Here is a 12,903-nt window from a genome sequence, read left to right on the forward strand (position 1 = left end):
CGGTGGCGGTGGCGGTGGGTTTTCGTCTGGGGGAGTTTGGACGATGGTGGCCCGGGGTACGATGACGAGTTCTACGGCGCGGCGCAAATCTTCGGCGTTAACTTCTGTGCGTCCTTCGATGGCGGCGGCGGCTTTGGCGACGCGACAGGCGAAGATTTCGGCGCGGTGTCCTTGGACTCCGCCGCGCAGGGCTTCTTCTACTAAGTAGGCAATTTGTTCGCGGCTGATGGTAACATCTTTGAGCCATTCTCTGGCGAGGATGATTTGGGTTTTGAGGTTGTCGGTGTCTTCGGTGTATTGGTTGAGAAATTCTTGGGGGGAACTGGAGTAGGATAGGGCTTGTTCTACTGCGTATACTCTTTCTTCTAGTTCGAGTGCTGCGTCGGCGGAAAGTACGATCGCGATGCGATCGAGCAAATGTTCTCTGAGCGACCCTTCTTCGGGATTGTAGGTGGCAATGAATAGAGGTTTGCAGGGGTGTTGGAAGCTGATGCCTTCGCGTTCTATTTGGTTGCGACCTTCGGTTAATACTGTTAGCAATTGGTTGGAAATGTTGTCATCGAGCAGGTTGATTTCGTCTACGTAAAGTACGCCTCGATTTGCTTGGGCTAAAAGTCCCGGTTGAAATACGGTTTTGCCAAATTTTACTGATTGTTCGACATCGACAGAACCTAAGAGTCGGTCTTCGGTGACACCCAAAGGAATTTGAATGAAAGGTGCGGGAATAATTTCTGTATTTGGGGAGTTAGTATTTGTGGTGTGGGCATCTTGCCCGTTTTCTTCTAATATAAAAGATGTCTGTTCTGCAATGTTTTCATCGGGTTCGGCGTTGCAAAAAGAGTCTTTAACAATTTCAATTGGTGGCAGTAGGGAATGCAGGGCGCGGGCCATTACTGATTTTGCGGTACCGCGGCGACCGGCGATCGCCACTCCTCCCAATCCGGGATCTACTGCTGCTAAAAGCAGGGCTAATTTGATTGCTGCTTGCCCGACTACGGCGGTGAGGGGAAAGGCGGTTGTGGAAAAGCTAAGGTTGGCTGCGGGCATAGGATTTTCTGATGTTCGGATCTAAAATTTTGAACTTAATTTTTAGCTTACTACTTGAAGTATTTTAACTTCTAAAGGGAGAATTACGGTAAAAGTTGAGCCGACTCCGATTTCTGATACTACCTCTATTTGACCTTGCAAAAGCGTGACTAGCCGCGATACTATGGCTAATCCCAGGCCGGTGCTGTCGGGGGGATACTGCTGTTTGCGGGCTTCTCCTGCTTGAAAAAAGGGGTCAAAGATGCGGTTGGTATCTTCGGGGGCGATGCCGATACCTGTATCTGCAATGGCGATCGTCCAATTTGCTTCTCCAGCGCGGCTGCAACTTAATTCAATGCTACCAGATTCTGTATAGCGAATGGCATTACTCAGAAGGTTGGTGACAATTTGTTGCAGCCGCTGTCCGTCGGCGACTACTTGTTTGGGGGCGCAGTCGCTGGTAACAGCAAGTTTTAGTCCTTTAGCATCAGCAATTGGCTGCATCATTTCTACTACGGAGTTAATTAGAGATTGTACATTAGTTTGCCGCAGGTTAAGTTTAATTTTGCCGGCATCGGCGCGAGCAAGTTCTAGGGCGTCGTTAATCAGGCGCAACAACTGTCTGCCGTTACGCAATACTCGCTCGATGTGTTCGATGCCGGGGAGGGTATCTTTGATTTCTGTTTGCGCCCTTCCTTTTCGCAAAAATAGCTCTGAATAACCGATGATTGAGTTGAGAGGTGTTTTGAGTTCGTGAGCTAAATAGGAAAGGTTTTCTTGGTTGACGCTGACGAGGCGATTGAGTTCTTGATTTGTGAGTTGTAACTGACTTTGGATTTGTTGGAGTTCCCGAAGCTTCTGAGCGACGTAGCTATTGAAACACTGGGCAATTGCTTCGTCTATTACGGCATCGATGAGGCGAAAAGCTTTGAATACTTCGGCAGTGGTTCCTGCTAGCAATTCTGCTTCTAATTCTGAGAATATTACTTGACGCAATAAATGGTATTCCCTGGCTACTTCTGCGGAGTCGTAGCCTTGTTCGGCTCTAAGAAGTCCGTGATCTAAACTGGCTTCAATTATTACCTTTATGTCGCTGTTGCGATATTGGGAAAGCAATGCGGCCATCGCCGCCAACAAATGGGGTATGTGATTTTTGATCGCTGAGTGCGTTAAGGTGTCTGCACTTTCAATGTTCCGATCCTGACGTACTGCTTCAATCCAGTTTTTAAGGATCGTATCGGTTTTATCGGCGAGCATTTGGCTGTAGTCCATGATGTCTGCGTGGGGGTTGAGTTTGGCAGATATTGCCCATGCTTCATTGTAGTTGAGCGATCGCCCGATCGCCATATCAAACTTCGGGCGATCGCAACCCTGCTAAAAGAAGTAGTTTTGAGGTGATTTTTCCCCCGTGCTGCTCTCTCCATGACTAGATCCCAGCTTTTTTATGCCAAAAGTGACACTTAAACGTCTTGACAGAAGAGCTTAAAAGTAGTATGTTCGCTGACAACCAGAGGTTTTAATTTTTAAGCTTTAGTTTTGTCAGGGGACTAAATGGAAAACGTGCAAGCTGCGATCGCTGCGGCAACATTTATCGGTGTAGTTTTCTTAATAATTACAGAATGGATACACCTGACAGTTGCGGCATTTTTGGGAGCGCTGATTCTGGTTTTTACCCACGTGATGACGTTAAATAATGCGATCGAATATATCGGTCGCAGTCACGGAACCCTGGGTTTATTTTTTGGAGTCATGGTCATGGTGAGAGCCTTTGAGCCGACCAAAGTATTCGATTATTTGGCAACTCAAATGGTGCTGTTGGCGAAAGGAAAAGGCAAAAATTTGTTGCTGGGTATTGTGGCGATTACTACCCCGATTTGTGCAGTTTTGCCCAATGCTACCACAGTCATGCTGCTAGCACCATTAATTCCGCCAATGGCGCAAGAAGTGGGTGTCGATTTTGTACCATTACTAATTTTAATGGTATTTGTAGCCAATAGTTCGGGACTGCTGACAATCGTGGGAGATCCGGCGACATTCATTGTAGGCGATGCGATTAATATGAGCTTTGCCGATTACCTGATGAAATTAAGTTTAGGCGGCGCAATTGCCGTAGGAGTAATAGTCATTCTTCTGCCGTGGTTGTTCCCCGAAATCTGGCACAAAGAATTAGAGGATTTGGCACACTTGCCACATCCCAAAATTAATCACCCGCGAGTTTTAGGAGTGGGCGGCTTAATCATAGCTTTTGTGCTGCTATTTTTTGTTGTGGGAGAGTCTCTGCCCGTGCCACTTTCACCAGCAGCCGTTGCTTTGTTGGGGGCTGGTTTGGCAATGCTTTTAGCTCACCACTCCAAGATAGATTCTGTCAACAATATTTTGCGGGATTTAGATTGGAGTACGCTGCTATTTTTCATGTCTACTTTTGTACTGATTGGGGGTTTAGAAAAAACTGGAGTGATTGCCAGTATATCGGGAATTCTAGCAGTGATTTTGGGTAAAAATATTTTTTTGGGTTCGCTAAGTTTGTTATTTTTTGTGGGTTTAATGTCCAGCGTGGTGCCGAACATTCCGCTAGTGGTGGCGATGGTCCCTTTGCTCAAACAGTATGTTGTTAACATCGGGTTAGCCCCTGTGGAAGTCCTAGATCCCGATTTTGCAGGGCAGTTTCCTCTGGAGGTATTACCGCTGTTTTATGCGATGATGTACGGGGCAACTTTAGGAGGAAATGGCACTTTGGTAGGAGCTTCTTCTAATATAGTTGCAGCAGGAATTTCTGAATTGCATGGCAGGCGGATTTCTTTTCAAACTTTTCTGCGTTACGGGCTTCCTGTGATGGCGTTGCAATTGGTGGTGGCTGCTATTTATGTAACTATTCGGTTTCTGATTTGAAGGAACAGGGAACAGGGAACAGGGAACCGGGAACAGGAGCGATGTGAAGAGAAATTGGTTGGTAATATCAAAGTATCTAAAATCGCCATTACACGAGTTACGCATCACCTCTATATTGCAGGTTTGCAATGGGTACCTTACCCCTATTGAGTAGCGCGTCAAACCACTTTTTACGTAAGTCGTGCAGTAGCTACTCCTAAAGACGTATTGACAAGATTGGGCGCTAGTGATAAGTTAGGTTGAATTGGCTATAAAAGTCAAGCCTAATCCAGCGCTGCGCGATCGAACAATTTGCAAAGACTAGCGTGTGGCTGGAGCGGAGGAACCAATTTTAGGGGCGAATCTCTACAGAATTAAAGAGCCAAGTTAAAAGTTGCCAAATTTGAGTGTAATTTTTGATTTTGAAATCTTTAGAGAAGGACATCTCTCAGTCCTAGCCCGTCAGCTAACTTCGCAGGCATTGAGAAGAGACTGAAGAGTCAACTTGTCTTCAATAGATAGTTTGGCTTCATCAGTGTCTCCGGTTGGTATTGTTCAAGATTCTTATACCGCCCCTGACTCTGAGGAGATTGAAATGTCAATTCAACTTAATTTATCTGCGATCGCAGTTGCCGGAGTTGCAGCATGGAAGCGGGCAAAACCCGTTTTTATCCGAGATACCGTATTGTTGCCGGCGGCTGGTTTTTTGGGAATTCTTGGGGTGTGGTGGATTGTTGCCAGCTTCAAGAGCGATTTGATTCCCACTCCCTATCAGGCGTTAATCGCTAATTTAGATTACATTTTGCATCCATTTTACCAGCGCGGGCCTGGAGATTTAGGCATTGGCTTGCTGCTGCTAGCGAGTTTGCGGCGGGTGTTAGTGGGATTTTTGCTGGGTGCTGCAGTGGCGATTCCTGTGGGATTTCTGATCGGGATGTCGAAACCGGCAATGATGGCGCTCAATCCGCTGATTCAAATCTTCAAACCGGTGTCGCCACTAGCTTGGCTGCCCATAGCTTTATCGATTTTTAATTTAGCAGAGCCGTCGGCAATTTTTGTCATATTCATTACCTCTTTGTGGCCGACAATTATCAACACAGCTTTGGGAGTTTCTAACGTTTCCAAGGATTATATGGATGTAGCGCGAGTGTTGGAAATGCCGCGCTGGAGGCGGATTACCAAGATAATTTGGCCGGCGAGTTTGCCATACATTTTTACAGGTTTGCGGATTAGTTTGGGGATTGCTTGGCTGGTGATTGTGGCGGTGGAAATGCTGACAGGCGGTGTGGGAATTGGCTTTTTTGTGTGGGATGAGTGGAGCCGTTTGAATCTGAGTTCGGTATTTTTAGCGGTGTTTGTAATTGGCTTAACTGGATTGTTGCTCGATTGGGGGGTTGGCAAAGTTCAGGAATTGGTGACACATCGATCTATCGAGAGTCATTAGTCATTAGTCATTAGTCATTAGTCATTAGTCATTAGTCATTAGTCAGCAGCGAACAGTTAACTATCAACTGTCAACTGTAAGGTGCGTCGCTGCTCATCGATGGTCGATTTTTGTGTGTGATGGTTGGTGGCGACGCACCCTGCAACTATCAACTATCAACTGTCAACTGTCAACTATCAACTGTATATGAGCAACAAGTTTTCCAATGAATGGAATCGCCGAGAGTTTTTGCAAGGAATGGGAGCGGCGGCGGCGGGTACGGCTTTATCTGCTTGTGGAATTAGCGCGGATCGATCGGCAAAAGGACTCACTGAAGAAGCGGAAGCGGTAAAGCCGCTCGTCGATTCCCGAACCTTAGAAAAACCAAATTTAACCGTAGGATACGTGCCGGTTAACGATTGTGCACCATTTGCGATCGCCTGGAAAAAAGGATTTTTCCGCAAATACGGTTTAAACGTCAAACTCAACCGCGAAGCAAGCTGGGCCACCTCCCGCGACGGCCTGATTTTCGGGCGACTCGATGCTTCCCCAGTGGTATCCGGCGCCGTCACCAACGCCCGCATCGGTGCCGAAGGAGCGCGTCACGCACCCATGTGCGCGGCAATGACAATTCACCGCCACGGTAACGCGATGACGATGAGCAAAGCGATGTGGGATTTCGGCTTGCGCCCCTGGCACGAATACAACGGCAATTTAGAAGAATTTGGCAAACAATTTCGAGGTTTTTTTGATAGTCAACCTGTAGAAAATAAAGTCTGGGCTGTTGTCTTGAGTTCGGCGATTTACGAATACTTTGTCCGCTACATATCGGCGGCAGCCGGTGTCGATCCGTTCAAAGAATTTCGGGTAATTATTGTGCCGCCGCCTCAAATGGTAACGAATATGAGAATCGGGGCGATGCAGGCTTACATGGTGGCCGAACCTTGGAATACGCGGGCAATTCAAGGCAATTCGGGAGTGGGTTTTACCTTTGCCCAAGGCAAGGAAGTTTGGCTGGGACATCCCGATCGCCTTTTGGGAGTAATGCAATCGTTCATTGAGGAAAATCCGAAGACTTATTACTCGCTGGTTAAGGCAATGGTGGAAGCTTGTCAGTATTGCAGCCACCCGGAAAATCGCAATGAAATAGCGGCGCTGCTGACTGAGCGATCGTTTACGGGGGCGAAACCGAAAAAAGGGGCGATCGACAAATTTACGCGGCCGGCAATAGTAGGGGAATACAACTATGGAGGGTTTGACGGAAAAGACCGCACCATACAATCGGAAGATGCAACTATTTTCTATGACATTCCTAAGAATTTACCTCAAATACCGGGAAATCATTCAACATTTATGTGGCAATCTCAGAGTCTGTGGCTGATGACTCAAGCCGCTCGCTGGGGACAGATTAAAAAAGTGCCCAAAAATGCTGATGAATTAGCTAAAAAAGCTTGGAGAACCGACCTTTACCGCAAGATTGTGGCCGAAATGGCGATCGATTGTCCCAAGGAGGATTACCAAGTGGAACCTGCGGAACTTTTTATTGATAAAAAGGCATTCGATCCAAGCGATCCGGTGGGTTATTTGAATAGTTTTGAAATTAGAGCCAACCGCCCTCAATCTTTTTTTCAGTCTTAATTTCTCCAGTCTTGGGCGCAAAAGCTAAGGCAGAATCCCAAGTAGGATGCGGCACAAGCACCGGTGCTTAGGCCGCACCCTACATAATTAGGTTATGCGTGCAGCACCTTACCGCTTACACAACCAGAATCAGAATAAATTAAAATTAACCCTTTACAACTTTTTAGGAGAATACCGTGACTCAATCCACTTCTAAATCTACCCCAACCAACGACCAAGTTAACAGCCAATCAGAGTTTCTGGAAATAAACAATTTGTTCAAGTCCTACAAAAGTGCGGACGGCAAGGAATTTAGCGTTCTGGAAAATATCAACTTAAGTATTGGAGAAAACGAATTTATTTCGGTAATCGGTCACTCCGGGTGCGGCAAATCAACGCTGCTGAAAATAGTGGCAGGTTTGGAAAAACAAAGTGCGGGAATGGTGACACTTCAAGGCAAAGAAATTCGCAAACCGGGAGCCGAGCGCATGATGGTATTTCAGCACTACGGATTGCTACCGTGGCTGACGGTGCGGGAAAATATTCGGCTGGCAGTTGATGAAGTTTTACAAAGTCTTAGCCGCGCCGAGAAGATTAGCCTGGTCAACGAACACCTAGCAATGGTAAACTTAACAGCAGCAGCAGATAAATATCCCGATCAAATTTCAGGGGGCATGAAACAGCGGGTTGGGATTGCGCGAGCTTTGGCACTTCGTCCGAAGATGTTATTAATGGATGAACCGTTTGGAGCGCTCGATGCTCTGACTCGCGGCAAGTTGCAGAAACAGGTACTGGATATCTGGGAAAATCACAGACAAGCTGTAATGATGATTACCCACGATGTGGACGAAGCTATCTATATGTCCGATCGCATTGTGCTGATGACAAACGGCCCGGCGGCGACGATAGGGGAGATTTTGGCAGTGCCTTTTTCGCATCCGCGCGATCGCCAAGAGTTGCGGGAATCTCAGGAGTATTACGAACTTCGCAACTATGCTTTGAATTTTCTCGATCGCTACTTTACTCAAGACGAATAACAGCCAACGAACAGACAAAACAATTCACTTAACAGAGGTCAAGCCTGTGAATCTCAAAACAATCTTAGCCCGTTTTGAAAGTGCATTGGGATACCAAAACTTAGCGGAAGACATGGTGTTGCTGCCGGAGCCAAAAGTGCCTGTTTCTCAAAAATCAAAATCTACAAATTCGGCAAAAGCTATCAATTTTATTGTCGGTTACAACAATTCTCCCAAAAGTCAAACTGCACTGGATATTACCCTTTGGATGGCGCATCAAACTCGTTTAGTAACAACTAAAGAAGTCACGGTGCAAGTCGTCTACGTGCTCGACGAAGCGCCCAACAGTTACGGCGAAGATACTGGCAATTTTGCTGCGACAAATGCCGGGGCTGCGAAGCCAAAAAGGTCAGCTTTAGAGGAAATATCCGCCTTTCATTGTGCAGCGCCTGCGATCGTTTTACCCCCAGCCGAAATCCAATCGGCATCTCGGCGAACAACTTGGATCGAGCCGCCTTATTTCCGAGCAATTTTCGGTCAAAATAATCAGTACCAGGTAGCAGATATGTTGCTGTGGCAAGCCCGCTGTTTGGCCCAAGAATGGCGCGGTTTATTCAAAGCTCATTTGTGCATCGGGCGGGTTGCTACAGAACTGAGAAATGTGGTAGAGTTAGAATCTGCAAACTTACTGTTTTTGGGGTGCAATTCTGGCAAACACCGGCTGATTAAGGAACTAGGTAATAATTTTCCATGCTGCGTGCTCGGGATTCCTCCGGCACTTACCTATCAGATGGAGTTTCAAGCTGAAGAAAGTTTGAGCAAGTTGCAGTTCACTACAGCTATATAGCAATCCTAAATGATTTGCTTGCATTATACGCGAGCAAGACGATCGCACTACAAGGATTCTGGTATCGATCGATTTTGCGACTGATTTAGGACTGCTATACCTGCAGGTTAAACTTGTTGAAACTCAGGCAAAACTTGTATATGTAAGGTGCGCCACAAGCACCCTACCGCTATAATTCGTGCGCCAAACTAGATCGAAACAGTCCAGGACGCATCAATACCATCAATACCAAAGAAACCGGGATTAAAGGCTATAACCTGTGTATTTTCGCCCATCAACCCGGTTTCTGCGTCCCTGACAGAACAAATTAAAAAGTGTTTCCTCGATCGAATTCCCAATTACGAGACAATTAGGACTTTTTTGATGATGGAGATTTTTAAGATTACCGTTAAGAAAAATTATCTGCATCCGATCGCAGACAGTTCGTTAACTAATTTTATCCTACCCCGACACACAGAGCGCAGGATGCGATCTATCGAGCGTCTCTCTTCCTCCGTCAAAGTCTCGTCAAAAATAGCGGCCATCAAACCGTAGCGATCGGCCAAAGTAATGTAGCCATTATAATTCACTTCGGCGAACAGCTCGCCCAAAGCAGATGGAATCAGGCTGACAGGAGTTTGCATAGAGATTGACTCTCAACTTGACGCTAGGGCGATCGCACTTTATCTGCAGTCACAGAGGGCGATCGCACTTTCATAGTTTCTATGTAAATCTCCTTAAAATCAGTGACACCAAACAGCCAAAACTTGTGACAGCAACCAACAGAATTTGTGAACTAAATCACATTCAATATGTGCAAATTATGCCGTCCTTTGCAGTTGCGTTAAAGCGCCAACAAAACAACTGCAAACTTAACTTTTTCTAAAGATTGTAAATCGGCACTTCTTCCACCGGTTCAGCCAACTCAAACTTAAACACCCGGGAATAGAAATAAAACTCCCCATCAAGAGTTCTCTTAATATTTTCAGCGCGGCGAAAACCGTGCTGTTCCCCCTCATAGGTAACGTAAGCAACCGGCAAACCTTTAGCTTTCAATATCTCTACCATCATTTCCGCTTGATTCGGCGGAACAACCTTATCTTCCAATCCTTGAAAAAAGATTACCGGACAAGATAAACGTTCAGCAGAATGAATCGGAGAACGTTCTACATACAAATCTTTGCGTTCTGGATAAGGCCCAATTAATCCATCGAGATAGCGCGCCTCAAACTTGTGAGTATCAGTAGCCAAAGCCTCCAAATCGCTAACCCCATAATAGCTAGCACCGGCCTTAAACACATCCCGGAAGGTCAGAGCGCACAAAGTCGTGTACCCCCCTGCACTGCCACCGGCGATCGCCATTCTCTCGCCATCAGCCAAATTTTTTGCAGCTAAATATTTAGCACCATTAGCGCAATCATCAACATCAACAATTCCCCAACTATTTTGCAATCTTCTTCTGTATTCTCTACCGTAACCAGTGCTACCGCCGTAATTAACATCAAGCACAGCAAAACCGCGACTCGTCCAATATTGAATTCTCAAATTCATGCCGCTAGAAGTAGCAGCAGTTGGGCCGCCGTGACTTTTGACAACCAGTGGCGGTTTTTCACCCGCAGGTGCAGCAAAATCTTGATTTTTCGGGGGATAGAAAAAGCCGAAAGCAGTCATACCGTTTTCCGTGGGAAACTCTAGCATTTCCGGTACAGAAAGATAACCAGAATCGATACTTAAATCGCTCGATTTTCGTAAAATTTTCCGTTCGCCACTTGCTAAATTTAATTTAACAATAGCAGTAGATTCAGTAGGCGAACCCGCCAGAAAAACCACAGTTTCTCCCCGCGCTTTCACCGACGAAATATCAGTATAAGGCAGCTCAATTGTTGTTAGCTGCTTTGTCGCCAAATCGAGACTGGCTAAATGCCACTTACCTTGCTGAGTGTAGGTACAAATAATTTTGCTTTCGGAAACCACCGCATAGGTAGACATTCCAAAAACCCACTGAGGAAGACCGAATTCAGCCGCCATTTCACACAGAGGTTCGACTTCTGGTTTTTCTTGCAAGCTGAGATTAACAGTTCTGTAAAAATTCCACCAGTTCGACTTGTCAGAAACAAAATACAAAACTCCATCGGGCGACCATTCCGGTTGAAAAATCGACTCGTCAGCGCCACCAGCTACTAAATATTTTTCGCCCAAAGAACCGCCACTCTTAATTTCTGCTACCCACAATTCTGTCCCATCCCACGGCATATTTGGATGGTTCCAAGAAATCCAGGAAAGTCGAGAACCATCGGGACTCAAACGAGGAGAAGCATAAAAATCGTTACCTTGAGTTAAGATTTGAATATCTTCGCCGTTATCTAAATTAATGCTAACAATAGTGTTGACAGATTCCCCCTCACCGGCACCGTCTTCGCGCACGCAAATCAAGCGATTTCTTTGCAGGTCAACAATCATATCTGCGTAGCAATTCTTAGCAGCAGGTGTGAGAGGTTCTGGTTGAGAATCTAATGCTTGACAATAAATACGTTGGTCGGCAAAATGAGAGAAATACACCACACCGCCGGCTACTGCAAACGAACCGCCGCCGTATTCGTGAACGCGAGTGCGAACGTTGAAAGGCTGGGGCGTTACATCAGTTATTTTACCGTCTGGAGTGCGCCGCACAATGACACTTCTACCGGCTTCCGACGGTCGTCCTTCTACCCAGTAAATATCCGATTCGTCCATAGCAATTTGTCCGAGTCCGACAGTTCCCGAAACAATTAAATCTGAGGTGATGGGAGATTTCCAAGAACCGTAAGGCGATGTGGTATTCATAAAGTAGAGACAGTTGTGTTTTGAGAACGAAAAAATTAATATAGCAGTTTTAAATCTGATGAAATAGAGGACGCGGTAATGCTGTTTTTCTACCCGACTCTGTACTTCAGTCAACTCAAAACCGCTATCTTGGTATTTTACCAGAAATAATTGGTTTAAAGCCTCTCCTTTTTAAGGAGAAATTAAAAGAAGACTGTTCGTTAGGGGCATTTTCTTCCTTCCAGTTAGAGGTTGCTCTCATCTGTTTGCTGTCAATCAAACAAAATATTTTTGAGAAAGCATACACAACTGCGATCGCCCGGAATAATCAGTTAGGTGCGAAAATAAAAATGGTAAATTGGGGCTTGCTGTGCGGCACCCACCGCAGATGAGTTACTTTGTTATGTTTTTGATAACTCGTTCGAGTGAATTTGCTTCTTGAGTTTTGCCTTGCTTTTTCAATAAATCTCTGGCTTTTTTAAATGATTCTACTGCATCTGATACTTTATCTTGTGCGTAGAGAACTTGCCCAAACATATAATGAAATTCTGGGACATTCGGTTTGAGACGAATTGCGGTTTGAAAATTGGGAACTGCTTCTTCTAGTTTGTTTTGATTGGCTAGAAGGCTACCTAAGTTAGCGTAAGCTTCGGCTAAATTAGGGTCGATTTGAATTGCTCTGCGAAAGGCTGCTTCTGCACCTTCTGTATCTTGTTTGGCAGCCAAACTTAAGCCTTGCTGAAAATATTCATTGGCTCCTGTATTTTGAACTAAGATATTTTTTACAGGTGATTCTGCCCGCACTGGCAAAGAAATGTTTGCAGCACAAACTAAAGCTACTGTCAACAGGCTGGTGCTGGCCGTCACACCTAAAAATCTATCTTTTTTGTATCCGCTTAACATTGGCAATCAACCTTATTTTTCAAGCTATAAAATGTTGGTTAGAGGGTTTAATCAGTCTCTTCTAAAAATGTTTGTACTCGACCGTTAGGTCTCAAAACTACTCGGATTTTCGGGATTTTTCCGTTGGAAACGGGAGAAACAAAGGGCTCGCCGACTAAGGGCATATTAACTTGTTCGATATTATCGGATGCTGCTTTTCCCATCGGCACAATAGTTTTAATTGACCCGTTTTCGTCGATCTGCAGGCTGTATTCCAAAGTTTGTTCCATTCCTTCGGTCGGCTTCCAGCGTTCTTCAAAGTAAGTTCTAGCTTCTGAAACTTGAGGAATTGTATCAAATAAAGTGCGATTTTTTTTGCTCGCTGCTGCTTGATTGTTGTCTGCGGACTCGGCTTGGGGTTGGGTGTCCTCAAGGGGTGGGAG

The 12,903-nt window shown here is 45.6% G+C and carries 11 protein-coding genes, 1 pseudogene and 1 riboswitch; of the genes and pseudogenes, 6 read left to right on the plus strand and 6 right to left on the minus strand.

Annotation, left to right across the window (positions count from 1 at the left end; translation table 11 throughout):
- Both IQ263_RS26025 and IQ263_RS26030 read right to left on the minus strand, forming a co-directional pair.
- On the minus strand, positions 1-1,047 hold a 1,047-nt coding region (locus IQ263_RS26025; RefSeq protein WP_194070980.1), incomplete at its 3' end, for a magnesium chelatase ATPase subunit I.
- A gap of 42 nt (positions 1,048-1,089) precedes the next feature.
- Positions 1,090-2,373 (minus strand): sensor histidine kinase, encoded by a 1,284-nt coding sequence (locus tag IQ263_RS26030; RefSeq protein ID WP_333090416.1) that lies wholly within the window; start codon positions 2,371-2,373, stop codon positions 1,090-1,092.
- Positions 2,374-2,577: 204 nt separating this feature from the next.
- Between IQ263_RS26030 and IQ263_RS26035 the strand changes: the two genes are divergently transcribed.
- The 5 genes from IQ263_RS26035 to IQ263_RS26055 all read left to right on the plus strand — a co-directional run bounded on the left by IQ263_RS26035 (position 2,578) and on the right by IQ263_RS26055 (position 8,797).
- A complete protein-coding gene (locus IQ263_RS26035) occupies positions 2,578-3,915 on the plus strand; it encodes an ArsB/NhaD family transporter (RefSeq protein WP_194070981.1) in 1,338 nt (445 codons plus the stop codon).
- 282 nt (positions 3,916-4,197) lie between these two features.
- Positions 4,198-4,390, plus strand: a riboswitch (cyclic di-AMP (ydaO/yuaA leader).
- 99 nt (positions 4,391-4,489) lie between these two features.
- Complete coding sequence (gene ntrB, locus IQ263_RS26040; protein WP_194070982.1) at positions 4,490-5,338, plus strand: nitrate ABC transporter permease; 849 nt, start codon at positions 4,490-4,492, stop codon at positions 5,336-5,338.
- Between the two features lie 186 nt (positions 5,339-5,524).
- Positions 5,525-6,955: an ABC transporter substrate-binding protein gene (locus tag IQ263_RS26045; RefSeq protein WP_194070983.1), complete on the plus strand. Its 1,431-nt coding sequence runs from the start codon at positions 5,525-5,527 to the stop codon at positions 6,953-6,955.
- A gap of 176 nt (positions 6,956-7,131) precedes the next feature.
- Positions 7,132-7,971: a nitrate ABC transporter ATP-binding protein gene (locus tag IQ263_RS26050; RefSeq protein ID WP_194070984.1), complete on the plus strand. Its 840-nt coding sequence runs from the start codon at positions 7,132-7,134 to the stop codon at positions 7,969-7,971.
- 46 nt (positions 7,972-8,017) lie between these two features.
- Positions 8,018-8,797, plus strand: coding sequence for a universal stress protein (locus IQ263_RS26055; RefSeq protein WP_333090414.1), 780 nt, complete (start codon positions 8,018-8,020; stop codon positions 8,795-8,797).
- A 398-nt stretch (positions 8,798-9,195) separates the two neighbouring features.
- Here IQ263_RS26055 and IQ263_RS26060 read toward each other — a convergent pair whose 3' ends face one another.
- The gene (locus IQ263_RS26060) at positions 9,196-9,420 is read right to left on the minus strand and encodes a hypothetical protein (protein WP_194070985.1); all 225 of its coding nucleotides are present in this window, start codon (positions 9,418-9,420) and stop codon (positions 9,196-9,198) included.
- Positions 9,421-9,658: 238 nt separating this feature from the next.
- The gene (locus IQ263_RS26065; protein ID WP_194070986.1) at positions 9,659-11,599 is read right to left on the minus strand and encodes a S9 family peptidase; all 1,941 of its coding nucleotides are present in this window, start codon (positions 11,597-11,599) and stop codon (positions 9,659-9,661) included.
- A gap of 245 nt (positions 11,600-11,844) precedes the next feature.
- Here IQ263_RS26065 and IQ263_RS29555 point away from each other — a divergent pair, with 245 nt between their 5' ends.
- Complete coding sequence (locus IQ263_RS29555; RefSeq protein WP_255515934.1) at positions 11,845-11,970, plus strand: hypothetical protein; 126 nt, start codon at positions 11,845-11,847, stop codon at positions 11,968-11,970.
- A gap of 1 nt (position 11,971) precedes the next feature.
- On the opposite strand, the gene IQ263_RS26070 is transcribed toward IQ263_RS29555, so the two are convergent.
- Together IQ263_RS26070 and IQ263_RS26075 are read right to left on the minus strand one after the other, a co-directional pair.
- The gene (locus tag IQ263_RS26070; protein WP_194013158.1) at positions 11,972-12,481 is read right to left on the minus strand and encodes a tetratricopeptide repeat protein; all 510 of its coding nucleotides are present in this window, start codon (positions 12,479-12,481) and stop codon (positions 11,972-11,974) included.
- A gap of 47 nt (positions 12,482-12,528) precedes the next feature.
- Positions 12,529-12,903, minus strand: a pseudogene (locus IQ263_RS26075) (DUF4335 domain-containing protein); the annotation flags it as partial.

It is taken from the genome of Tychonema sp. LEGE 06208 (assembly GCF_015207505.1).
Lineage (GTDB): Bacteria > Cyanobacteriota > Cyanobacteriia > Cyanobacteriales > Microcoleaceae > Microcoleus.